This window comes from Agreia sp. VKM Ac-1783 (assembly GCF_900177765.1).
In the GTDB taxonomy this organism is placed as follows: domain Bacteria; phylum Actinomycetota; class Actinomycetes; order Actinomycetales; family Microbacteriaceae; genus Agreia.
Genome location: NZ_FXWI01000005.1, coordinates 26,549 through 47,744 on the forward strand (window position 1 = coordinate 26,549; position 21,196 = coordinate 47,744).

The window sequence follows — 21,196 nt, forward strand, 5'->3', positions numbered from 1 at the left end:
AACGAACGTAAGGAGAAAGCCTCATGGCAGACACGAACACGGGAACGCCGATCGGGCAGGTCATCTTCGCCCCCGACAGCCCCATCTTCGCGGGCTCGAACGTGCAGACCAACATAGGGTTCGGATGGCTGCCCGCCGAGTACTCGACGACCCGCGAGGAGTCCCTCGCGGCGCGCGAGACGGCATCGCTTGGTTTCGTGCTCAACAACAGCCCCGTCTACGACGTCACCGGCCCCGACGCTGTGCCCTTCCTCAACTCCGTGGCGGTCAACAGGGACTTCGGTCTCATGAAGGACGGGTCATCGAAGCACATGCTCATCTGCAACGACGACGGCTTCATCCTCGCCGACGGCCTGCTGATGAAGGTTGCCGAGAACCACTTCCGCGCCTATTGGCTCGCGCCCGTGCTCGACTTCTACCTCCGTGGCAGCGGCATGAACGTCGAGGGAACCTGGGTCATTGACGAGTATTTCTTTCAGATCGACGGCCCCAAGTCGCTCGAGGTGATGGAGCAGGTCACGGGCAGCGATCTGCACGATCTGAGATTCGGCCAGAACAAAGAAGTGCAGCTCGCGGGCGACACCGCACGCGTGCACCGCCTCGGCATGTCCGGCGCCCTCGCCTACGAGGTGCACGGTCATTCGAGTGTGGCCCGCGAGGCCTATGAGCAGCTGCGCGCCGCGGTCGAGGGTGTGGGCGGGCGTCCGCAAGGCTTCTGGAACTACTCCCTCGTCAACCACACGAACGGTGGATACCCGAATCAGGTCATCCACTTCCTGCCTCCGTACCGCGACTCGGGCCCCGAGCTCGCCGCATTCATGGACCAGGTCATCCCCTTCGACCTCGGCCTTCATGGCAGCGCCGCCGATGTCAAGACGAACGCGTTTGTCACGCCGTACGACATCGGCTGGGGCTACCTCGTGAACTTCGACCACGAGTTCCCCGGCAAGGAGGCGCTGAAGCGCATCGCCGAGAACCCGGCCCGTACCGCGGTCACCCTCGAGTGGAACGCCGATGACATCGGCGAGATCTACTCGGCTCAGTTTCGCGGCAAGGATTCGGTTGTGTACGACCGTATGAGCAACGACCCGGTCATCGCGATCGAGGACTACGCCGTAGGCCGAATGCGCATCGACTACGTGCGCGTCGATGGCAAGGATGTCGGACTCGCCACGGGTCGTACACCCTCGTTCGACTACGGCACGATGATCTCCCTCGCCTGGATCGACCGCGAGTTCGCGGCCGAAGGCACCGAGGTCACAGTTCTGTGGGGAGATGTCGGTCACCCGCAGTTCGAGATCCGCGCCACCGTTGCGCGCTTTCCCTACTACAACGGCAAGTACCGCAATGAGACGTTCGACACCTCGGAGATTCCCCGACTGCACGGCTGAGTCGAACGCAGAATGGCCCGGGCGGATTGCCCGGGCCATTCTGCGTTGCGGTTACCTCAGTGACCGAGGTCGTCCGCCCTTGTGGACATCCCCCCGATGACGGTGCCGCCGTCGACGGTGAGCGCCGTGCCGATCACATACGACGCGCCGTCGGAGCATAGCCAGAGGACCGCCTGCGCTATCTCGTCAGGCTCCCCTAGGCGGCCGATGGGGGTGCCCGTGAGGAGGCGATCGAGTACGGGCTTCGGGAAGTCGGCGATGAACGGGGTGTTGATGGGACCGGGCGCGAGCGAGTTGATACGGATGTTGTGTTCGGCCATCTCCTGAGCGACGTGCTTAGTGAGGCCGATGACTCCGGTCTTGGCTCCGCCGTAGGGCGCGAAGCCGTAGCCGCCGATGATGCCCGCTGCCGAGGCGGTGTTGACGATACTGCCGCCGCCGCGCTCGAGCATCGCAGGGATCTCCGCCTGCATGCAGTGGAAGATCGAGGCGTAGTTGACCGCGACGGTCTTGTCGAAGTTCTCCCTGGACTGCTCGAGGAACTTGCCATGCTGGCCTTCGGCCCCGGCGTTGTTGTGTGCGAAGTCGAGCCCACCGAAGGCGGAAACCAGATCGGCTACGCCCGCCTGGACCGAGTCGGGGTCGGTCACGTTCACCTCGAAGAACCTCGCGTTGCCGCCGGCATCCGTGATCTCCTCAGCAACGGACCGCCCGCCCGTCGTGTCGATATCGGTGACCGCGACAGTCGCGCCGGCCGCAGCGAATGCGAGGGCGCTCACGCGGCCCATCCCCGAAGCCGCTCCGGTGACCAGCGCTACCTTGCCGGAGAAGTCGTATGTGACATTCATATGTTGTGCCTCTCTGTGACGTCGTCGTCGAACATCACCCCATGGTGCGCGGGGGTGCTCCGGAGCCGCATCCATGAGGCCACGTGTGTGCTCGGCGCGCCGCATGGGCGCCCGAGGTCAGGACAGCGGCCAGCCGGTGTAGGCCTCCGCCAGCAGCGTGCGGCCCGCCTCCGACTCGGCCACCGTTCGGAGCTCCCCGAGCTGGCGTCGACGGTCGAACTCCGTGGCGTCCGGTGCGACGTGCAGCAGATTCGTCATCCACCACGAGAAGTGCTGCGCCTTCCAGATGCGGTCGAGAGCCCGCTCCTCGTACCCGTCGATCGGGCCCTCGTTCTGATCGACGAGGAGGGCGCGGAGAGCATCCGACAGCAGGACCACATCGGCGATCGCGAGGTTCATCCCCTTGGCGCCCGTCGGTGGCACCGTGTGGGCAGCATCGCCGACGAGGGCGACTCGACCACGACGGAGATCCCGGGCCACGAAACTGCGGAACCGGAGGACATCCCGTTGGATGATGGGGCCGTCGATCAGCGTTGTGCCGGGCACTCGGGCTTGCAGAGTGTCCCAGATCTCGGCGTCGCTGGGGGCGGCCGGATCGGCTCCGGGGTCGCACTGGAAGTACATGCGCTGCACCTCCGGGCTGCGCTGGCTGATCAGGGCGAATCCTGCTTCGGAGTTGCTGTAGATGAGTTCGGGCGAACTCGGCGGCGCCTCGCAGAGAATGCCGAACCAGCCATACGGGTACTCCCTGAAGTGCCCGGTCGATCGCGCGTCGGTCACCGCTGCGCGCACGACGCTGCGCGAGCCGTCGGCCCCGACCACGAAATCGGCGGTGACGCTGAGAGATTCGCCCCGGGCATCCGTCGCGACGACGACCGGATGCTTGGGGTCGCTCGAGTCGACGCCCGCGACCGAGACGCCGAACCGTAGGTCCTGGCCCGCCCTCAGCCGCAGGGCCAGCAGGTCTTTCAAGACCTCGTGCTGGGGATAGAGCCACACGCTCCGGCCGACCAGAGCGGGAAAGTCGATGCGATGCCCCTCGTCTCCGAACCGAAGTTCGATGCCGTCATGCCGGTTGCCGACGGTATCGACCCGGGTGTCGGGGTCGATACGACGCAACAGGTCGACGGTGCCCTGCTCGAGGATGCCGGCGCGGATGGTCGCCTCGATGTCCTCGCGCGACCGGGAGTCGACGATGACGGAGTCGATGCCCGCATCGGCCAGCAGCTGAGACAGGATGAGCCCGGCGGGTCCGGCGCCCACGATGGCGACGCGTGTACTGACAGAGCTGGACATGGGCGTCTCCTTCGACGTGGTGACGCCATTGTGGGAGCCGGTGATTCTGCGAAGGCACGTGTTCCCGTTCAACGGGAGATTCACTCAGGAACGGAAGCCGAGCGACCTTGCGATATCTGTGGCCGCGCGGTGCAGCTCCACGATCGCGAAATCGGACTCCGCATCGCGTGGAAGCACCACCGACAGTGCCGCAATCACCCGGCCGGTCTCATCGCGCACGGGCACCGCGATACCGGTCGAGACCTCCTCGATGTAACCGGGAGCGATGGCGTGCCCCAGCTGGCGCACCTCGGCGAGCTTGCTGCGCACGGCGTGCGGGTCGGAGAGCGTCGCCCGCGTGAGCTGAGTCAAGCCCGACGACAGCACCCGCTCCTGGAGGTCTGGCAGCCCGAAGGCCAGCAGCACGAGGCCAGAGCTCGATGCGTGCAGGGGCAGTCGGCCTGCGACGCGCGTGACGTTCGAACCCGATGCCGGGCTGCTCAATCGTTCGAGAAACAGTGCTTCGTCTTGCTCCAGGATGGCGAGCTGGGTGTGCTCCCGCACCCGCGACTGCACCCGCTCCATAAAGGGCATGGCCGCCTGGCGCAGTCGGAGGGCGTGCGAGGATCGGGTTGAGAGCTCCCACAGCCTCATGCCGATCCGCACTCGTCGATCCTCGTCGCGCTCGAGCAGTCCTGCGTTGACCAGTTCGTTCACGATGCGGTGCGCAGTGGAGCTGGGCAATTCCGCTCGGCGGCCGATCTCGGTCACCGTCTGGACGGTGCGAGTGGGCGTGAAGGTATCCAGAATTCGCACGAACCGATCGGTCCCGGAGTCCCCGGTGGGCGAGTTGGCCATGTCTCATCATGGCACGCCGTGAAATCTGTTCCCGTTCATCGGGAAGGTTCGATGACCGTGGCACGTGGTGGCGCACCATGGGAGAACCCAGATCGAGCAGTCGAAGGAGACGCCGTGACCCCACCGCCGGCCCCGGCTCCCGAGAGTCTCACGGACACGCCCGTCCGTGCCTCGCAGGCTGACATCACGGCAGAGATCGACGCTCTTCACCGTTCTTTTGAGCAGCGCGAACTCTCGGGTGAGCGCCTCCCGTCTACCGTTCATGACTTCCCCGCCTACCGCTCGAGCGTGCTGCGCCACCCGACGAAGAACCTCAAGCTCGTCGACCCCGAGACGATCGAGCTGCTCTCGCCGGCCTTCGGGCAGCGCGACGTCGCGGCGATCGAGAGCGATCTCACCATCCAGCACGCGGGCGAGCCGCTCGGCGAGCGGATGACGGTCAGTGGGCGGGTCACCGATTCTTGGGGCCGTCCGGTGGCGAATCAGCTGATCGAGGTGTGGCAGGCCAATTCCGCCGGTCGCTACATCCACCAGCGCGACCAGCACCCGGCGCCGCTCGATCCGAACTTCACCGGCGCGGGGCGCCTCATCACCGACGACGCCGGCGAGTACACGTTCACCACCATCAAGCCCGGCCCCTACCCCTGGAAGAACCACGTCAACGCCTGGCGGCCCGCGCACATCCACTTCTCCGTCTTCGGCTCATCGTTCACCCAGCGCTTGGTTACGCAGATGTACTTCCCGGGCGACCCGCTGTTCGCGCTCGACCCGATCTTGAACACCATCTGGCGGCAGAAGGATCGCGACAGTCTGATCGCCGTCTACGACCATGAACTCACCTCGCCGGAGTGGACGACCGGATACCGTTTCGACATCGTCGTCGACGGCCCGGATGCGACCTGGTTCGAGAACGACGATGAGAGAGGCGAGCAGTCATGAGTGTCCCAGCTCGCACCCTGCGCGCCACCCCGGGCCAAACCGTCGGACCGTTCTTCGCATACGGCGTGGAGTACGACCGGATGAATCAGGTCGTGCATCCGTTCGCCCCCGGAGCCGTGCTGCTGGGTGGCACGGTCTACGACGGGGCAGGGGCTCCCGTTCCCGATGCTTTCCTCGAGATCTTCGCGGCCGACTCCGACGGGAGGATGCCGCGCGTCCGTGGCGCCTTCCGGCGCGATGACCACACCTTCGCCGGTTTCGGCCGGGCCTTCACGAACGACGATGGCCGATACGAGTTCTTCGTCCGCAACCCCGGTGCAGGGGCTGGCCACCCCGCCTTGTTCGCGGCCATCGTCTTCGCCCGTGGCCTGCCCGACAAGCTCCACACCCGCATCTACCTCCCGGACGACCCCGATTCCCTGGCATCCGACCCTTTCCTCGCCTCGCTCGAGGGCGCAGAACAGGCGACACTCATCGCGGAGCGACGGCCAGATGGCTCCCTGCAGCACGACATCAGGCTTCAGGGCGAGAACGAGACGGTGTTCCTTGCCTTCTGAGATCGGGCCACGGGCAGCCTGCTTCGATCGCGGCCTGCTCTCACCAGTGACTTTCGCACACGATTCCCTGGTGTCCGACGACGCCGTGCTCGACGCCTTGGTGGCCGCTGAAGCCGGACTGGTGCGTGCGTGGGCGGCCGTTGGCGACCTGCCTCCGGCGGAAGCAGAGTCGATCACGGCGGTGTGGGACTCGCTCGCGCTGGATGTGGAGGCAGTCGCCCGGTCTGCGGTCGACGGGGGAAACCCGGTCATCCCGCTGCTGTCCGAGCTGCGTCGGGCGCTCCCGGAAGCGCAGCGTGGGTGGCTGCACCGGGGCGCGACAAGTCAGGACATCCTCGACACCGCCATCATGCTGGTGTCGCGGGGGGCGGTAGATGTGGTGCTGGCCGATCTCTCCCGGGCCGAGGCAGCCCTCGTGACCCTCGCGCGGGAGCACCGCGATGTCGTCGCCGCCGGCCGCACGCTCGGGCAGCACGCGGTGCCGACGACCGTCGGGCTGCGAGCTGCGGGTTGGCTGTCCGGAGTTCGCCGTTCGACGGGACGTCTTCGCAGCCTCACCTTTCCAGCGCAACTCGGCGGAGCATCCGGCACACGTGCCGCTTTCGTGGAACTGGGCGGCGCCGCAGCGACCCAGCTGCCGGCGCGGTTCGCCGAGGCGCTTGAGCTCGATCACGTCGGGGCTGTCTGGCACACCTCCCGGTGGCCGATCACAGAACTCGCCGATGCCCTCACCCAGGCGACGGATGCTCTGGGCAAGTTGGCCGGGGACATCGTGACGCTCACGCGCACCGAGCTCGCGGAGTTCTCGGTGGGAGTCGGCGGAGGGTCGTCGGCCATGCCGCAGAAGCGCAACCCTGTGGCCGCGGTGCTGATCCGGTCGGCGGCGTTGCGCGCACCCCAGCTCGCCGCGACCTTGCATCTCTGTGCGGCCCTGTCCGAGGACGAGCGTCCTGCCGGCGCTTGGCACGCCGAGTGGCCCACGCTCCGAGAGCTCCTGCGGCTCACACTGGGGGCGAGCGCCCACGCGGTGCAGCTCATCGCCGCTCTCCGCGTCGACCACGACGCGGTGGCGCGCAACCTCGCGCTCAGCCGGGGGCTCCTGCTCTCCGAACGCCTCTCGATCGTGCTCACTCCCCGCATCGGACAGGCCCGCATGGCCGCCCTGGTGGCCTCGGCGGCCGCTGGCGGCGACCTGACGACCCTGCTTCGCGAGCTACCGGAAGCTGCGGACCTCGATATCCCGGGGCTGCTCGATCCGGCCGGCTACACCGGCGAGGCGGGTGCTGCTGTGGATCACGCGACCGGTGATGGCGCCGGGGAGGTGCGATCATGACCGCTCCCGCGCTCGCCTTCCGAGAGCTCGGCGGCGCGCTTGGCCTCCCAACCCTCGTGTTGGGCCCCTCGCTCGGCACCTCGACGATCCTCTGGGAGGCGGCCGCGCCGGCGCTGCGTGAACGGTACCGGCTACTGGCGTGGGATCTGCCGGGGCACGGCTCCGCGCCGGCCGCGGAGCAGTCTTTCACTGTGGCCGATCTGGCCGATGCCGTCGCATCCTCGATCGACGGTCCATTTTTCTACGCCGGTGTCTCCCTCGGCGGAGCGACGGGACTGGAGCTGCTGCTCCGGCACCACGAGCAGGTCCGCGCGGCCGCGATCATCGCTTCCGGAGCCCGGATCGGCGACCCGGCGGCCTGGCTGGCGCGCGCGGTGACCGTGCGGGCGGAGAGTACGTCGAGCATCATCGTCCCGTCTGCGCAACGGTGGTTCGCGCCGGGGTCGGTGGCCGCGCATCCGGAGCTCACCGGGCGGCTGCTGCACGCCCTGCAGAATGCAGACGACGAGTCGTACGCCCTGTGCTGCGAGGCGCTCGCCACGTACGACGTGCGGTCGCGGCTCGCGGAGATCAGCACGCCCGTGCTCGCCCTCCAGGGCCGCGAGGACGCCGTCACCCCAGTGGAGAAGGCGGTCGAGATCGCCCGAGGAGTGGCCCGCGGAGAGATCGCCGTGATCGACGATGCGGCCCACCTTCCACCCGCCGAGCAGCCGGTAGCTACCGCGGAGGCGCTTCTCGGCTTCTTCCTCCGCGCGACCGAAGGAGCGTGACCGTGACCCGACCAGATGGCACCGGACTCAGCGATGCCGAGCGATGGGCGCAGGGCATGGCGGTCCGACGCGAGGTTCTCTCTGATGAGCATGTCGACCGGGCAGTCGCGGCTACGACCCCGACGACGGCAGCCTGGCAGGACTTCATCGTTCGCACGGCCTGGGGAGACGTCTGGTCGCGACCAGGTCTCGACCGCCGGGCACGTTCGATCGCCGTGCTCAGCTCGCTCATCGCGCATGGCCATCAGGAGGAACTCGCAATGCACCTGCGCGCCGCGCTTCGCAACGGCCTGACCATCGATGAGATCGGTGAGGTCATCCTCCAGTCGGCGATCTACTCTGGAATTCCTGCCGCGAACACCGCCTTCCGCATCGCGGGTGCGGTTTTCGCGGAGACAGACGGGAAGCGGCCGTGATCGACAAGACCGTCGCCAGTGCGGCGGACGCGGTGTTCGGGATCGAGGACGGGTCGACCGTGATGATCGGCGGTTTCGGTCGGGCCGGCCAACCGGTCGAACTCATCGACGCGCTGATCGCTCAGGGTGCGGGCGACCTGACGATCGTGAGCAACAACGCCGGCAACGGCGACACCGGGCTGGCCGCGCTGCTTGCCAGAGGCCGCGTTCGTCGTATGATCTGCTCCTTCCCTCGTCAACACGACTCCTGGGTGTTCGACGGTCTCTATCGTGCGGGGAAGATCGAGCTTGAACTCGTGCCACAGGGCAACCTGGCCGAGCGCATCCGGGCAGCTGGCGCCGGCATCGGGGGGTTCTTTACTCCGACCGGGGTCGGCACCGACCTGGCACAGGGTAAAGAGGAACGCGTCATCGACGGCCGCCGCTACATCCTGGAGCATCCGATCGCCGCCGATGTGGCCCTCATCTCCGCCTACCGGGGAGACCGCTGGGGCAATCTGGTGTACCGGGAGACCGCTCGCAACTTCGGCCCGGTCATGGCGTCGGCCGCCACCGTGACGGTTGCACAGGTCGACCACGTGGTCGAGCTGGGTGCGATCGAGCCCGAGTCGGTGGTGACGCCCGGCATCTTCGTAGACGGGGTGGTCGCCGTCCCGCCACGACGCTGGGTCGACCACGGCCGGTTCGTGGGCGGCGTCGACATCGATGGCGAACCACTCGAGGTGACCCGGTGACGGGGCTAGGGCGCGTCGAACTCGCGCAGCGGATCGCCCGTGACATTCCGGAGGGCGCCTACGTGAACCTCGGCATCGGTGCTCCGACCCTCGTTGCCGACCATCTCCCCGACGGGCTCGAGATCATCCTGCACACCGAGAACGGGCTGCTCGGCATGGGGCGGGCACCCGAGCCCGGGGCGGTCGATCCCGACCTCATCAACGCGGGCAAGCAACCCGTCACCGCGCTTCCGGGCGCGGCGTACTTCCATCACGCCGATTCGTTCGGCATGATGCGTGGCGGCCACCTCGACGTATGCGTGCTGGGCGCCTTCCAGGTGAGCAGCTCCGGCGACCTCGCCAACTGGTCCACTGGCGCCCCTGGTGCGATCCCGGCCGTAGGAGGGGCGATGGATCTCGCCATCGGGGCGAAGAGTGTGTGGGTGATGACCGATCTGCTCGCCAGGGATGGCACATCCAAACTCGTCTCCGAGTGCACCTACCCGCTCACCGGTGTCGCCTGCGTCTCCCGGGTCTATACCGACCGCGCGGTCTTCGACGTGATGCCCGACGGCTTCCGGGTGAGGGAACTACTGGGTGGCGCAACCGTCGCAGAACTGGAAAGCCTCACCGCATTGACCTTAAGGGATCGCCCATGACCGCGAGCTTCATCTACGACGCAGTCCGCACGCCGTTCGGTCGCGCCGGCGGCGCACTGTCGGGCGTGCGGCCCGACGACTTGGCCGCCGTCGTCATGGCCTCGATCGTCGAGCGCTCGGGACTCGACCCGGCTCGCATCGACGACGTCGTGTTCGGCGACGCCAATCAAGCGGGCGAGGACAACCGCAACGTGGCGCGCTTCGGCGCCCTGCTCGCCGGCTTCCCGACCTCGGTGACCGGAACCACCGTCAACCGGCTCTGCGCCTCCTCGCTGGACGCGGTCATTCATGGATCGCGGGCGATCGAGGCCGGCGATGCCGAAATCGTGCTCGCCGGCGGAGTCGAGTCGATGAGCCGCGCCCCGTACGTGCTGGAGAAGTCATCCAAGCCTTGGCCGGCTTCTGGTAACCCGACGCTCTGGAACACCTCGATCGGGTGGCGGATGACCAACCCGGCACTGCCGCGGGAGTGGGCGATCAGCAACGGGGAATCGGCTGAGTACATCGCCCGCACCCGAGGTATCGGCCGGGAGGCCCAAGACGAGTTCTCGGTGCGCTCGCATCGGCTCGCCGCGGAGGCCTGGGCCTCCGGGATCTTCGACCGCGAGATCGTGCAGGTCCCGGGCGCGCCGCTGGACCGTGACGAGGGCATTCGCGATGGTACGAGCCTCGAGCGGCTCGCCACCCTGAAACCACTGTTCGCCGTCGACGGTACCGTGACGGCGGGCAACGCCTCGTCGATCAACGACGGCGCCTCAGCCGTGCTCGTCGCTGCGGAGAATGCGCTCGACGGCGAACCGCTCGCCCGGATCGCCGGCAGGGCCGTCCACGGGGTGGACCCACAGGACTTTCCGATCGCTCCGATCGAGGCCGCGAACAAGGCGCTTGCCCGGGCGGGACTCAGCTGGCAGGACGTCGACTTCGTCGAGCTGAACGAGGCCTTCGCCTCGCAGACGCTCGCGTGTCTCGCGGGCTGGCCCGACCTCGATCCGGCACGGCTCAATATCCACGGGGGAGCGCTCGCCATCGGGCACCCGCTCGGTGCGTCAGGGGGTCGCATCATCGGCCACGCCGCGCACGAACTGGCACGCCGCGGCTCCGGCGTTGCCGTCGTCGCTCTATGCATCGGCGTGGGCCAGGGGCTCGCTGTCGTGCTGGAACGTTAGCGTTCTGTCGCAGCTCAGTCGACGACGGCCGGGATCCACGTGTGCTCAATCTCGGGTGGCGTCGATCCGCAGACCTTGGTCGACGAGCGCGCCGTCGACCAGCCGCAGCACCGCGTGCATGCGCGGAAGGTGCACGAGGTCGTGGGTGACGAGCAGCGTAGACGTGTCGAGCTCGGCGGTGAGCCGCAGAATCAGCTCGATGATGCTCGCGCCCCTCTCTTGATCGAGCGCGCTCGTCGGCTCGTCGATCAGCAGAACGCTGGGCTCGTTCATCAGCGCGCGGGCGATGTTGACCCGTTGCCGCTGGCCGCCCGACAGTTGGTGCGGTCGCTTGTGTCGCTGGTCGGCCAGGCCGACCGCGTCCAACAGCATCGCTGCGCGATCGGATGCGACGGCTCGGCCACGTCGCCCGGTCCGCCCGCGTCGCGCCCCGAGTTCGTTCATGACCATCAGCTGCTCCTGCGCCGTGAGCGACGGAATCAGGTTGGACTGCTGGAAGACGATGCCGATCTTCTCGCGGCGCAGCTCGGTGGCCTCCGTCGCGTTCAGACGGCCGGCGTCGACTCCGTCGATGAGCACCTCGCCCGAGTCCGGCCGGATGAGCGTGGCGGCGACCGCGAGCAGGCTCGACTTGCCCGAGCCGCTGGGCCCGGTGATGCCGGTCACGGTTGCCGGATGCGCCGTCAGCGACACACGGTCGATTGCGGTGACTCGCCTGTCGCCGTCGGCGAAGGTCAGAGTGATGTCGTTGAGGCGGATCATCGGGTGCTCCCAAGGGCGGTGAGGGGGTCGGCGGAGGTGACGGAGCGCAGCGCGAACGCTGCTCCGGCCAGCCCGAGCGCGATCATGATCGCTCCGGGCAGCAGGGTGGTGAGGGGGCTGAGCAGAAAGGGCAGCGCCGAGCCGGCGAGCAGCCCGAGCGCGGTGACGACGCCGAGGCCGACCGCGATGCCGACGACCAGAACGACGAGCGCCTGGCCCAACGCATCCACTCGCAGAGACCGGGTGCTCGCGCCGAGGGCTTTGAGCACGGCGACGTCGCCCTTGCGCTGCATCGTCCAGACCGTGAAGAACGCGCCGATGACCAGACCGGAGATGCCGAAGAGCATGGCGACCATCAGCAGGAGGGAGCCGATCTCCGAGCGGAAGGCGCTGAGCGCGGTCAGCGAGCCGAGGATGCTCGTCGATACGGTCGCGGTGGCGGCGTCGGCCGCGTTCCAGTCGGGGGTTCCGGATACGGCCAGCACGGTCGCATAGCTGTCGGGGTTGCCGGTGGTTGCCGCGTCGGCCTGCCAGTCCGCAAGCGTCATCCAGACGACCGGAGTGTGGCTGTACCAGGCATCTCCGGCGACACTGTCGACGACGTAGTCGGATCCTCCGATCGTGACGGAGTCGCCGGCCGACACCCCCAGGTCCTTCGCGGCCGGCGCCGCAAGGCTCACGTGTCCGCTCTGGGTGGGCGAGGTGGGCCTGAATCCGGGCTGTACCCCGAAGACAGCAATCGCTGCCCGGGTGTCTCCCGCCTCGGCGCGGGTCTGGGTGATGCCGATCGGCTGCGTCGAGGTGACACGATCGGTCGCCGCCCATGCTGCGGCCTGTTTCTCGGTGACGGTCGAGTCGGAGTAGCTCGCGGCCTCGCCGCCCGGGCTCGAGAAGACGATCCGGTCGCCGGGCAGCTGCAGAACCGCCGAGATGTTCTGGGTGGCCAGCCCTCCGGTGAGGCCGCTGAGAAAGCCGACGAGAATCGTGATGAGGGCGACCACAGAGCCGATCAGAATGAATCGGCCCCGGGCGAAGCGCAGGTCGCGGAGTGCGACGAACATAAAGCGTCCTTTCGTGTCACCGGTGCGATGACCCTCCTCACTTTTCCGCCGAAGCCAGCCCGAGGCATCCGTCGCCCGCACGGCGCTGAACGACCGATGTATCGGGCCCGCAGTCGTACTTTCGGAGGATGACGCCGCCGAGCCGACGCGTAGAGTTCGATTCATGGCTCACTCGGCGCTCACCCCTGTCTTCGTGGGGCTGCGCACCGGGCTGCATATTCTCTTCGCGGCGCTCGCGGTGTTGGTGATCGTTCGCGCCGCAGTGGATCCGAGCGAACGCGGCGGAGTCGTCATCGGCCTCGCGATTCTGCTCCTCGTCACCTACGCGTTCGGGGGAGTCGTGGCCCGGGCGGCTCGCGTTTCGGGCCGGCGTCGCATCGCGGGTTCTCTGTGGCTGGGCGCGATCACCCTCGAGTGGATCGCCCTGGTGTGGCTCACTCCCGAGGCCGCCTACCTCGTCTTCCCCCTGTTCTTTCTCTATCTGCATCTGCTCGGCCGCTGGTGGGGGTCGGCGGCGATCGTGGCGGCGACCGTCGTCGCGATCTGCGCCCTCGGCATCCACGGCGGATGGACCGTCGGCGGCATCGTGGGTCCGCTCGTGGGCGCCGGCGTCGCGCTTCTCATCGGCCTCGGCTACCAGGCGCTCGCCCGTGAGGCGCAGCAGCGCGAGGAGTTGATGCGGGAGCTGCTCGCGACGCAGGGGCAGCTCGCGGCGACAGAGCACGAGTCGGGTGTCCTCGCAGAGCGTGCGAGACTCGCCCGCGAGATCCATGACACGCTCGCCCAGGGGCTGTCGAGCATCCAGATGCTGTTGCACGCGGCGGAGCGAGCCGACCCCGACCGGCCGGGCGTGGAGCACATCCGGCTCGCGCGTGAGACCGCGGCCGACAATCTGGCCGAAGCCAGGCGCTTCATCCGCGAACTCACCCCGCCCGACCTCGACGACAACGGGCTCGGGGGTGCTCTGCGCCGGCTGGCCGCCGGGCAGTGGAAGGCGCAGGGCCTCGACGTCGCGGTGCGGGTCTCCGATTCCGTCGAGCTGCCGATGCACCTGCAGACCGCGCTGCTGCGAATCGCCCAGGGCGCGGTGGCCAATGTCATTCAGCACGCGCAGGCCTCGGGCGCCGTGATCTCACTCGAGTCCGACGATTCGACTCTGCGTTTCACCGTGGTCGACGACGGTGTCGGCTTCGATCCTCAGGCGGCGGATGCTCGTGGGGGCCGGTCGGACTCGTTCGGTCTGAAGGCGGCCCGGGAGCGTGTCGCCCAGCTCGGAGGCCTCCTGTCGGTGGAGTCGTCGCCCGGTCGGGGAACGACCGTGCGCGTAGATCTCACCCTCGAGAGCATCGCATGATCAGGCTCGTCGTCGCCGACGACCACCCCATCGTTCGCGCCGGACTCGCCGCGCTGTTCGGCCTCGAACCCGACATCGAGGTCGTCGCCGAGGCATCCACGCCAGACGAAGCCGTTGCGGCGACCGTGCACGAGAACCCCGACGTCGTGCTCATGGATCTGCAATTCGGCGCCCGCTCGCAGGCGACGGGCGCCGACGCGACCAGGCGCATCCGGGCTCTCGACGCCGCGCCCTACGTTCTGGTGCTCACGAACTACGACTCGGATGCCGACATCTTGGGCGCGGTCGAGGCCGGGGCGAGCGGGTATCTGCTGAAAGACGCCCCGCCACACGAACTCATCGCGGCGGTGCGCGCGGCGGCGGCGGGCGAGAGCGCCCTCGCGCCGGTGATCGCGTCGCGACTGCTGAGCCGCATGCGGGCGCCGCAAGCGAGTCTGAGCTCGCGCGAGATAGAGGTTCTCGAGCTCGTGGCGGCCGGCCGGTCCAACACCGAGGTCGCCGGCGATCTGTTCGTGAGCGAGACCACGGTGAAGTCGCACCTCGCGCACATCTTCACGAAGCTGGGCGTGAGCTCGCGCACCGCGGCCGTGTCTGCCGCCCGCACTCGCGGCATCCTGCGTTAGGGCTCGCCCTCGGTCGGGCTGCGGTCCGGGTGTTCCCGCAGTCGGGCGGAGATTCGGGGCATCCGGCGAGCAGAGGAGCACGGGACCCTCGAATCTCCGACCAAACCCCGCACAACGGGAGGAGTTTTGACGATCCGACGCTGTATTCACGATGGATGCGTGATTTTCCTCCCGTTTCAAGCCGTGCTCGGCGGTCCCCACCCTTCTTTCTCGCGGATGGCGCGCTGGATGCGTTCGCTGATCGCGCGCAGCTGCAGTTTCTGAGCGCTCGTCAGCGGATCGAGCACGAGCTCCGTGACCGTCTGCTCGTGCACGGGCGTTGCGTTCTCGAAGACCTCGAGACCTCGAGCGGTCAGGATGGCGAGAGTCGAGCGCCCGTCGGCGGGGTCGCGCGTGCGGCTGATCCAGTCGCGTCGTTCGAGCCGGGTCGCCGCGCGAGAAAGCCTGGAGAGCGAGCTGTTCGCGTATCCCGCGAGAACGCTCATGCGGAGCGTTCGCCGCGGAGCCGCGGCCAGGGCGTAGAGGATTCCGTACTCGAAGTGCGTGAGATCGAAGTCGCGTACCAACCGGGCGTCGAGCGCCGGTGGCAGCCACTCGAGCACTGTGGCGAGGGCCGCCCACGTCGATAGCTCGTCGCCGCTAAGGGTGGAGGGGTTCACGTCGTTCACAGTCGAAGACTACGCGATTGGTTGCCCAGTCAAGTGAAATCGTCTATCTTTTTACTTGCTCAGTCAAGTAAAAAGGGAGAAACACACCATGGAGCTGCAGCTCGCCACCAAGCGCGCCTTCATCAGCGGCTCGACCCAGGGCATCGGATACGCCATCGCGAGAGCCCTTCTTCGCGAGGGCGCGGAGGTCGTGATCAACGGGCGAGACGCCGATCGGGTGGAGGAGTCCGTGCAGAGTCTGCGTCGTGAGGTCGCCGGCGCTGTCGTCTCGGGCATCGCCGCCGACTTCTCTGACGCCGACGACGTGCAGCGGTTGATCGGGTCGATCGGTCGCGTCGAGATTCTGGTCAACAACGTCGGGCTCTTCGACGTGGCGGCTTTCGCCGACGTGACGGATGCCGAGTGGGCGCGCTACCTCGACGTCAACGTCATGAGCGGGGTGCGATTGTCGCGTGCGCTGTTGCCGAGCATGCTCGCAGACCGGTGGGGGCGCATCCTGTTCATCTCGAGCGAATCGGGCGTCGACGTGCCCGCCGACATGACGCACTACGGCGTCACCAAGGCAGCCATGATCGCCCTGGGCAACGGGTTGGCCAAGCTGACCCGCGGAACCGAGGTGACGGTCAATACGATCCTCGGCGGACCCACGTATTCCGATGGAGTGGCGGCGACCGTGGGTCAGATCGCCGAGTCGCAGGGGATGCCGGTCGAAGCGCTGAAGTCGGCGATCATCGGGCAGAACCAGACGTCGCTGCTCGAGCGCTTCATCGAACCCGACGAGATCGCCCACCTCGCCGCCTACCTGGCGAGCCCGCTGTCGTCGGCAACGAATGGTGCCGCCGTGCGCGCAGACGGGGGAGTGCTGACGACGATGCTCTAGGCGGGGTTTGGGATGTCGGGTCTCATCGCTCGTTTGCCCCTCGGGAGTGAGCGGGCAGACTTGAGGCAGGCGATCGAAGGAGAAAACGCGATGCGAGTCGTGCGGGAGCATCCGACCGTGGTGTTGGCCGCCGCCTGCATCGTTCTGCTCGTAGGAATCGTCGCTACGGGCCTCGCTCTCTCGTCATCGGTGAACTCGCTGACCGTCGACGACGTCACGACCCAGGTGACCGACGGCATGGACGAGTTGCAGGGGCAGCTTCCACAGGACGCAGTCTTATCGGCCGCGGACACCATCCGAACCGAGCCGTGTCCAGACGGCGGGGAGGGAACGCTCGTCGCCGTCGAGCGATCGATCGTGACGGTCGACGGATTCGATCTGACCGGGTGGGTGCGCGAACTCTCGGCCACGTACGCGGCCAAGGAGGGGTGGAGCGCGACCATGAGGTCCGAGCAGGGGCCAGCGCCGATTCTCACCCTGGCCAGCCGTTCACTGATGCTGTTCACTCTCAAGCCTTCCGCCACCTCCGCCACGGACCCTGCCCCGAAGCTGACGATCGAGGCGACCTCCCGATGCTCGACCGTCGATTGATCTGACCGTGCACGACAACGATGCTTTGGAAAGGCTGAAGACATGAAGACATCGACGGTGGTTACGGGGGCGGTGGTGACGCTGTCACTCACTGCAGCCCTCTCGGCATGCGCACCGGTCGGAGGGCTCGACGTCTTCGACCGCGACCAGGCGGCGAGCGATGCGCTGCCGGCCGGCGGAACGGGGAATGTGGTGGCCTCTGTCGACGCAGATTCCACCCGGCTGCTCTGGCAGAAGGGCGAAACGACGTTCTACGCGGCGAAGGGCACCGGAGATACTGAAGGCAACACGTGCCTCATGATCTTCGAGGGCGACGTCGGTGTCAGCGGATGCTCGAGCGGCTTGCCTCTGACAGTCGGTGCCGAGGGCACGCCGAACTACATGCTCAGCGACACACCTGTCGCGGGCGACGACTGGATGAAGGTCGCCGACTACCTCTTCGTCGAGAGAGGTCGGGCTGAGAGCGGCTGATCTGGGCGGCCATGGGCGTTGCCGCGGGGAGCCTCGTCTTCTATCGTGACTCCATGACCAGCCACCGCGTTGTCGCCCCCGAGCAGCCCACCGACGGATCGAAGCTGAAGGGGCCGGCGTCGTACTTTCCGAGCATCGAAAGCACCTATGGCAAGCCCATCCAGGAGTGGCTCGATCTCGTCGTGGTCGAACTGGCCGACCACCCTCACATGCAGGTCGTGTCGACGCTCAAGTCGGAACACGGGCTGGGGCACGGACACGCCAACGCCATCGTCGCCTATGTGAAGGCGGCTCTCGCCACGCAGTGATGCGTCACGCGGCGCTGGCGTGACCTGTGGCCTCAGGCTCGCGCGGTGACCGGCCCTCGATTGCTGACCGGCACGAAGGCGGCGATCACAGAGATGATTCCCGTGACGAGGTGGAATCCGATGTCGAAGCCGGTGAATCCCGTCGGCAGGAGGCCGAACAGGGTCGAGTCGGCGAAGGCCAGCAGGGCCATGGCGACGTACATGATGCCGACGATCGCCAGCACTGCGCGGAGCGCGCTCGCGGAGGTGCGACCAAAGCCGACCCAGAGCAGAGCTACGGCGATGATGACGCGCGCGATGTCGAGAGTCAGGTCGACATTCGCGATGCCCGCGAGGTGTTCGCCTTCGACAAAGAAGCCGACCACCGCCAGAAGGGCGACGATGATGCCGAGAATTCTTGCTGTCCAGCGTGCCATAACGCGACCTCAGTTCTGTATCGAAGCGGGTCCGGGCTGTCCGGACTCCTGTTTCGACGCTAGTTAGGGTGCGGCGGCCGCCGAAAAGGGGGTTGACCTCGAGTCGTGGGTGCCTCTAGCCGGCACGCCTTCCTGCCCGTGCCTCCCTGACGAGGAACCAGACGAGGTAGCAGCCGCCGACGACCACGGTGACGACGCCGACGGGCAGCGTGACCGGCAGTGCGTGCTGGGCGATCAGGTCGGAGCCGCTGAGCATGGCTGAACCGAAGAGGGCCGTGGTCAGGAGCGGGATGTGCGGAGTGCCGACGAGGCGTTTCGCGATCTGCGGGGCAGCGAGGGCGACGAAGGCAACGGGCCCTGCCACGGTCGTCGCCACGCACACGAGAACCACACCGACCGCGAGCATCGTGATGCGGGTGACAGAAATGCGCACTCCCGTGACGATGGCGACGTCGTCACCCAGGCCGAGTTGGTGCAGCGCGCGAACGTGCAGGGGGATCACGGCGAGCAGAAGGCCGATGAGCACCGCCGCGGCGGCTACGCCTCCTGCGGTCGCGCCGGCGAGGGTGCCCGCGCCCCAGGCCGAGGCGAACAGAGCGGTGTCGAGGTCGACCTGCAGCAGTAGCCAGGTGCCGAATGCGGCGGCCATCGACGAGATCGCGACGCCGACGATGATGAAGCGGAAGCCCCCGAATCCCACCCCACGAGAGAACGCGAAGATGAGCAGAGCCGTGGCGAGACCACCGACGAGGGCGCCGATCGTGCGCGACTCGACAGATGAGCCGGCGACGACGAGCGATACGAGCATCCCGACGAAGGCGCCGTTCGACAGGCCCAGCACATCGGGACTGGCGAGCGGATTGTGCGTCACCGTCTGAAACAGGCCGCCGGCGACGCCGAGGGCCGCACCGACCACGATCGCCGCCGCGATGCGGGGCAGTCTCCACTCGAGCACCACCGTCGTCGTGAGGTCGTTCGCCGTGCCCGAGATCACCTTCATCAGATCGGGGAAGGGGATGGGGAAGTCGCCCGACATCGCTCCGATCGCGGCGAGAACGGCGATCACCGCGATCAGCGTCAGGTTCACGGTTGCCGGGCGGATGCGCCGTCGTGCGTGATGCATCACAGCCCCGTCACCCGTCGATTGCGCCGCACCAGCAGCACGAGAACGGGAGCGCCAACGAATGCAGTGACGATACCCACGGGCATCTCCGCGGGCAAAGCCACGAGCCGCCCGACGATGTCGGAGGCGAGCACCAGAACGGGCGCGGCGACGATCGACCCGGCGATGATCCGACGGTGATCGACTCCGACGATCCACCGCACGACGTGCGGCATCATCAGCCCGACGAACGAGATGGGGCCGGCGACGGCGGTGGCCGTTCCGGCGAGCAGCGTGATGGCGACCACGGCCAGCAGCCGAGTGCGGGGAACGCTCACGCCCTGACCTGCGGCCACGTCGTCGCCGAGTGCCATGGCATTGAGCGCCGGACCGATCGCGAGCGCGAGCGCGATGCCCACGGCCAGTGGAAGAAGAACCGGGGTCGTCACGTCGAAGCCGCGGACGAGCAGGCTGCCGGCCGACCAACCGAGCATCCGTTCGAAGGCGTCGGGGTTGGTGAGGGTGAGACCGGTCGTGAGTCCGGACAGGACGGCGCCCACGGCCAAACCGGCGAAGGTGAGAGTGAGGGGGTCGGCCCGGCGGGGGCCAGCGGAACCGAGAAGGAATACCGCCACCGTCAGAACGAAGGCCCCGGCATAGGCGAACCACACATACTGGCCCGGGCTGGCGGCGCCGAGGAACACGATGGCGACCGCCACGGCGGCCGCGGCTCCGGCGTTGACGCCGAGAATGCCCGGATCGGCCAGCGGATTGCGCGTGATCGCCTGAATGAGTGCGCCCGCGCCACCGAGTCCGGCTCCGACTACGAGCGCCGCCGCCGTCCGCGGCACCCGCTGATCCAACAGGATGAAGCGCGACTCCTCGGTTCCTCTGCCCGCCAGGGTGTCGAGGAGCATGGTCGGCGCGACCGTGTTCGCGCCGACCACGAGCGAGAGAACGACGAGCAGTGCAATAAGCACACAGGCGCCCGCGACGAAGAGAACAAACCGTCGGGTCGGGTGACTGGTCACTGAGCGTCGCGGAGGATGCTCTCGATGTCGTCGAGTACCTTCAAGCCGCCCATCGGTCCTACTCCGGTGATCCAGTACGACTGGTCGACGAGGTGCACGTCGGGGAACGACGACGGGTTCGCGGTGATCGCCTCGGGCATGGTGGTCGGGTCGTCGACGTTCGTCGTCGTCACGACCACGAGATCGGCGCTGGCCTCGAGGACCTTCTCGGGAGACAGATCGACCGAGATCGAGTTCTGCCAGTCTCTTGCCGGCGTGGTGAATCCGACGCACTCGAGCGTGCTTCCGGCGAACGACTCCGGTCCATAGACCGTGAGCAGGCCGTCGCGGGGTCGGATGAGCTGCGCGGTTTTGCCCTCGACGGCGAACTCGGCCTTGACCTCGTCGCAGCGGGCGTCGTAACCCGCGAGCAGGGTGTCAGCCTGGTCAGCGAGGCCGAGCGCCTTGCCCACCAGTTTCACGTTGTCCTTCCAGGGGTCTGCCTGCGAGGCGAGGAAGACCGTGGGCGCGACCGAGGAGAGCTGGTCGTAGAGCGCCGAGTGGCGCGACTCGGTGCCGATGATCAGATCGGGTTTGAGCGCGGCGATCTTCTCGACATTGGGCTCGGTGACCGTGCCGACCGACTGGATGCCACTCGCCGCCTTGCCGAGATATGCCGGGATGCCAGCGGCCTCGTTGAGAACGGCCGCACCGACCGGAATGACTCCGAGAGCGACCGAGGCATCGAGCGCAACGGGCTCGAGAACCACGACGCGCTTGGCCTGGGCCGGAACCTCGGACTCGCCGCGAGCGTGCGTCACCGTGATGGTGCCCGCATCCGCTGCACCGGTTGCGGCAGGAGTTGTCGTTGTGGCTGAGCAGCCGGAAAAGGCCAGAGCGGCAACGACGAGGCCGGCGATCAGCGCGGGGCGTCGGAGGCGACGGGATGCAGGGCGGAGCGGGGGCATGGAGGGTTCTCTCGTTCGACGTCGGGTGGAGGCGTCGACGACGATGGCGACTCAAGT

General features: G+C 67.6%; 25 protein-coding genes. 15 read left to right on the forward strand and 10 right to left on the reverse strand.

Annotated features, from left to right (window positions below):
* Positions 1-23: 23 nt before the first annotated feature.
* On the forward strand, positions 24-1,391 hold the full coding sequence (locus CCK87_RS15790) for an aminomethyltransferase family protein (RefSeq protein ID WP_086462392.1): 1,368 nt from the start codon (positions 24-26) through the stop codon (positions 1,389-1,391).
* Positions 1,392-1,447: 56 nt separating this feature from the next.
* On the opposite strand, the gene CCK87_RS15795 is transcribed toward CCK87_RS15790, so the two are convergent.
* From CCK87_RS15795 to CCK87_RS15805, 3 genes are all read right to left on the reverse strand, one after another.
* The gene (locus tag CCK87_RS15795; RefSeq protein ID WP_086462393.1) at positions 1,448-2,239 is read right to left on the reverse strand and encodes a glucose 1-dehydrogenase; all 792 of its coding nucleotides are present in this window, start codon (positions 2,237-2,239) and stop codon (positions 1,448-1,450) included.
* A 117-nt stretch (positions 2,240-2,356) separates the two neighbouring features.
* On the reverse strand, positions 2,357-3,535 hold the full coding sequence (locus tag CCK87_RS15800; RefSeq protein ID WP_086462394.1) for a 4-hydroxybenzoate 3-monooxygenase: 1,179 nt from the start codon (positions 3,533-3,535) through the stop codon (positions 2,357-2,359).
* 84 nt (positions 3,536-3,619) lie between these two features.
* Positions 3,620-4,330 (reverse strand): IclR family transcriptional regulator, encoded by a 711-nt coding sequence (locus CCK87_RS15805; protein ID WP_349290000.1) that lies wholly within the window; start codon positions 4,328-4,330, stop codon positions 3,620-3,622.
* A 156-nt stretch (positions 4,331-4,486) separates the two neighbouring features.
* Between CCK87_RS15805 and pcaH the strand changes: the two genes are divergently transcribed.
* The 8 genes from pcaH to CCK87_RS15845 all read left to right on the forward strand — a co-directional run bounded on the left by pcaH (position 4,487) and on the right by CCK87_RS15845 (position 10,925).
* On the forward strand, positions 4,487-5,311 hold the full coding sequence (gene pcaH, locus CCK87_RS15810; RefSeq protein WP_249273942.1) for a protocatechuate 3,4-dioxygenase subunit beta: 825 nt from the start codon (positions 4,487-4,489) through the stop codon (positions 5,309-5,311).
* Complete coding sequence (gene pcaG / locus CCK87_RS15815; RefSeq protein WP_086462397.1) at positions 5,308-5,868, forward strand: protocatechuate 3,4-dioxygenase subunit alpha; 561 nt, start codon at positions 5,308-5,310, stop codon at positions 5,866-5,868. The genes pcaH and pcaG overlap by 4 nt, the downstream gene beginning before the upstream one ends.
* Positions 5,869-5,938: 70 nt before the next feature.
* Positions 5,939-7,201 carry a lyase family protein gene (locus tag CCK87_RS15820; RefSeq protein WP_249273943.1) on the forward strand — a complete coding sequence of 421 codons (1,263 nt, stop codon included), beginning with the start codon at positions 5,939-5,941 and terminating at the stop codon, positions 7,199-7,201.
* Complete coding sequence (locus CCK87_RS15825; protein WP_086462399.1) at positions 7,198-7,971, forward strand: alpha/beta fold hydrolase; 774 nt, start codon at positions 7,198-7,200, stop codon at positions 7,969-7,971. Before CCK87_RS15820 ends, CCK87_RS15825 begins: the two co-directional genes overlap by 4 nt.
* A 2-nt stretch (positions 7,972-7,973) precedes the next feature.
* Complete coding sequence (locus CCK87_RS15830; protein WP_249273944.1) at positions 7,974-8,387, forward strand: carboxymuconolactone decarboxylase family protein; 414 nt, start codon at positions 7,974-7,976, stop codon at positions 8,385-8,387.
* Positions 8,384-9,121, forward strand: coding sequence for a 3-oxoacid CoA-transferase subunit A (locus tag CCK87_RS15835; RefSeq protein WP_086462400.1), 738 nt, complete (start codon positions 8,384-8,386; stop codon positions 9,119-9,121). Before CCK87_RS15830 ends, CCK87_RS15835 begins: the two co-directional genes overlap by 4 nt.
* On the forward strand, positions 9,118-9,759 hold the full coding sequence (locus CCK87_RS15840; protein WP_086462401.1) for a 3-oxoacid CoA-transferase subunit B: 642 nt from the start codon (positions 9,118-9,120) through the stop codon (positions 9,757-9,759). Before CCK87_RS15835 ends, CCK87_RS15840 begins: the two co-directional genes overlap by 4 nt.
* Positions 9,756-10,925, forward strand: a complete 1,170-nt coding sequence (locus tag CCK87_RS15845; RefSeq protein ID WP_086462402.1) for a thiolase family protein — start codon at positions 9,756-9,758, stop codon at positions 10,923-10,925. The genes CCK87_RS15840 and CCK87_RS15845 overlap by 4 nt, the downstream gene beginning before the upstream one ends.
* 45 nt (positions 10,926-10,970) lie before the next feature.
* Here the strand turns inward: CCK87_RS15845 and CCK87_RS15850 are convergent, their stop codons facing one another.
* Positions 10,971-11,687 (reverse strand): ABC transporter ATP-binding protein, encoded by a 717-nt coding sequence (locus CCK87_RS15850; protein WP_086462403.1) that lies wholly within the window; start codon positions 11,685-11,687, stop codon positions 10,971-10,973.
* Complete coding sequence (locus CCK87_RS15855) at positions 11,684-12,748, reverse strand: FtsX-like permease family protein (protein WP_086462404.1); 1,065 nt, start codon at positions 12,746-12,748, stop codon at positions 11,684-11,686. Before CCK87_RS15855 ends, CCK87_RS15850 begins: the two co-directional genes overlap by 4 nt.
* Before the next feature lie 163 nt (positions 12,749-12,911).
* Between CCK87_RS15855 and CCK87_RS15860 the strand changes: the two genes are divergently transcribed.
* On the forward strand, positions 12,912-14,102 hold the full coding sequence (locus tag CCK87_RS15860; protein WP_086462405.1) for a sensor histidine kinase: 1,191 nt from the start codon (positions 12,912-12,914) through the stop codon (positions 14,100-14,102).
* The gene (locus tag CCK87_RS15865; RefSeq protein ID WP_086462406.1) at positions 14,099-14,725 is read left to right on the forward strand and encodes a response regulator transcription factor; all 627 of its coding nucleotides are present in this window, start codon (positions 14,099-14,101) and stop codon (positions 14,723-14,725) included. Before CCK87_RS15860 ends, CCK87_RS15865 begins: the two co-directional genes overlap by 4 nt.
* A gap of 176 nt (positions 14,726-14,901) precedes the next feature.
* On the opposite strand, the gene CCK87_RS15870 is transcribed toward CCK87_RS15865, so the two are convergent.
* Entirely contained in the window at positions 14,902-15,393 is a 492-nt protein-coding gene (locus tag CCK87_RS15870) for a MarR family transcriptional regulator (protein ID WP_249273945.1), read from the reverse strand.
* 88 nt (positions 15,394-15,481) lie between these two features.
* Between CCK87_RS15870 and CCK87_RS15875 the strand changes: the two genes are divergently transcribed.
* The 4 genes from CCK87_RS15875 (at position 15,482) to CCK87_RS15890 (ending at position 17,643) form a co-directional block, all read left to right on the forward strand.
* Positions 15,482-16,273, forward strand: coding sequence for an SDR family oxidoreductase (locus CCK87_RS15875; RefSeq protein ID WP_086462407.1), 792 nt, complete (start codon positions 15,482-15,484; stop codon positions 16,271-16,273).
* A gap of 90 nt (positions 16,274-16,363) precedes the next feature.
* Positions 16,364-16,864 (forward strand): hypothetical protein, encoded by a 501-nt coding sequence (locus tag CCK87_RS15880; RefSeq protein ID WP_140162894.1) that lies wholly within the window; start codon positions 16,364-16,366, stop codon positions 16,862-16,864.
* 42 nt (positions 16,865-16,906) lie between these two features.
* Positions 16,907-17,335: a hypothetical protein gene (locus CCK87_RS15885; protein WP_086462409.1), complete on the forward strand. Its 429-nt coding sequence runs from the start codon at positions 16,907-16,909 to the stop codon at positions 17,333-17,335.
* Positions 17,336-17,388: 53 nt separating this feature from the next.
* The gene (locus CCK87_RS15890) at positions 17,389-17,643 is read left to right on the forward strand and encodes a DUF4287 domain-containing protein (RefSeq protein ID WP_086462610.1); all 255 of its coding nucleotides are present in this window, start codon (positions 17,389-17,391) and stop codon (positions 17,641-17,643) included.
* Positions 17,644-17,675: 32 nt separating this feature from the next.
* Here the strand turns inward: CCK87_RS15890 and CCK87_RS15895 are convergent, their stop codons facing one another.
* The 4 genes from CCK87_RS15895 to CCK87_RS15910 form a co-directional block, all read right to left on the reverse strand.
* Positions 17,676-18,059 carry a hypothetical protein gene (locus CCK87_RS15895; protein WP_086462410.1) on the reverse strand — a complete coding sequence of 128 codons (384 nt, stop codon included), beginning with the start codon at positions 18,057-18,059 and terminating at the stop codon, positions 17,676-17,678.
* Between the two features lie 115 nt (positions 18,060-18,174).
* Complete coding sequence (locus tag CCK87_RS15900; protein WP_086462411.1) at positions 18,175-19,182, reverse strand: iron chelate uptake ABC transporter family permease subunit; 1,008 nt, start codon at positions 19,180-19,182, stop codon at positions 18,175-18,177.
* Entirely contained in the window at positions 19,182-20,141 is a 960-nt protein-coding gene (locus CCK87_RS15905; protein WP_249273946.1) for an iron chelate uptake ABC transporter family permease subunit, read from the reverse strand. The genes CCK87_RS15900 and CCK87_RS15905 overlap by 1 nt, the downstream gene beginning before the upstream one ends.
* A gap of 47 nt (positions 20,142-20,188) precedes the next feature.
* Positions 20,189-21,139, reverse strand: coding sequence for an iron-siderophore ABC transporter substrate-binding protein (locus tag CCK87_RS15910; protein ID WP_086462413.1), 951 nt, complete (start codon positions 21,137-21,139; stop codon positions 20,189-20,191).
* Between the last annotated feature and the right edge of the window lie 57 nt (positions 21,140-21,196).

Excerpts from the sequence above, each read along its gene's own strand:
- CCK87_RS15895 (WP_086462410.1), bottom strand. The coding sequence starts at position 18,059 with ATGGCACGCTGGACAGCAAGAATTCTCGGCATCATCGTCGCCCTTCTG.
- CCK87_RS15885 (WP_086462409.1), top strand. The coding sequence starts at position 16,907 with ATGAAGACATCGACGGTGGTTACGGGGGCGGTGGTGACGCTGTCACTC.
- CCK87_RS15855 (WP_086462404.1), bottom strand. The coding sequence starts at position 12,748 with ATGTTCGTCGCACTCCGCGACCTGCGCTTCGCCCGGGGCCGATTCATT.
- CCK87_RS15875 (WP_086462407.1), top strand. The coding sequence starts at position 15,482 with ATGGAGCTGCAGCTCGCCACCAAGCGCGCCTTCATCAGCGGCTCGACC.
- CCK87_RS15850 (WP_086462403.1), bottom strand. The coding sequence starts at position 11,687 with ATGATCCGCCTCAACGACATCACTCTGACCTTCGCCGACGGCGACAGG.
- CCK87_RS15795 (WP_086462393.1), bottom strand. The coding sequence starts at position 2,239 with ATGAATGTCACATACGACTTCTCCGGCAAGGTAGCGCTGGTCACCGGA.
- CCK87_RS15880 (WP_140162894.1), top strand. The coding sequence starts at position 16,364 with ATGCGAGTCGTGCGGGAGCATCCGACCGTGGTGTTGGCCGCCGCCTGC.
- CCK87_RS15910 (WP_086462413.1), bottom strand. The coding sequence starts at position 21,139 with ATGCCCCCGCTCCGCCCTGCATCCCGTCGCCTCCGACGCCCCGCGCTG.
- CCK87_RS15890 (WP_086462610.1), top strand. The coding sequence starts at position 17,389 with ATGACCAGCCACCGCGTTGTCGCCCCCGAGCAGCCCACCGACGGATCG.
- CCK87_RS15900 (WP_086462411.1), bottom strand. The coding sequence starts at position 19,182 with ATGCATCACGCACGACGGCGCATCCGCCCGGCAACCGTGAACCTGACG.
- CCK87_RS15860 (WP_086462405.1), top strand. The coding sequence starts at position 12,912 with ATGGCTCACTCGGCGCTCACCCCTGTCTTCGTGGGGCTGCGCACCGGG.
- CCK87_RS15800 (WP_086462394.1), bottom strand. The coding sequence starts at position 3,535 with ATGTCCAGCTCTGTCAGTACACGCGTCGCCATCGTGGGCGCCGGACCC.
- pcaG (WP_086462397.1), top strand. The coding sequence starts at position 5,308 with ATGAGTGTCCCAGCTCGCACCCTGCGCGCCACCCCGGGCCAAACCGTC.
- CCK87_RS15845 (WP_086462402.1), top strand. The coding sequence starts at position 9,756 with ATGACCGCGAGCTTCATCTACGACGCAGTCCGCACGCCGTTCGGTCGC.
- CCK87_RS15825 (WP_086462399.1), top strand. The coding sequence starts at position 7,198 with ATGACCGCTCCCGCGCTCGCCTTCCGAGAGCTCGGCGGCGCGCTTGGC.
- CCK87_RS15790 (WP_086462392.1), top strand. The coding sequence starts at position 24 with ATGGCAGACACGAACACGGGAACGCCGATCGGGCAGGTCATCTTCGCC.
- CCK87_RS15865 (WP_086462406.1), top strand. The coding sequence starts at position 14,099 with ATGATCAGGCTCGTCGTCGCCGACGACCACCCCATCGTTCGCGCCGGA.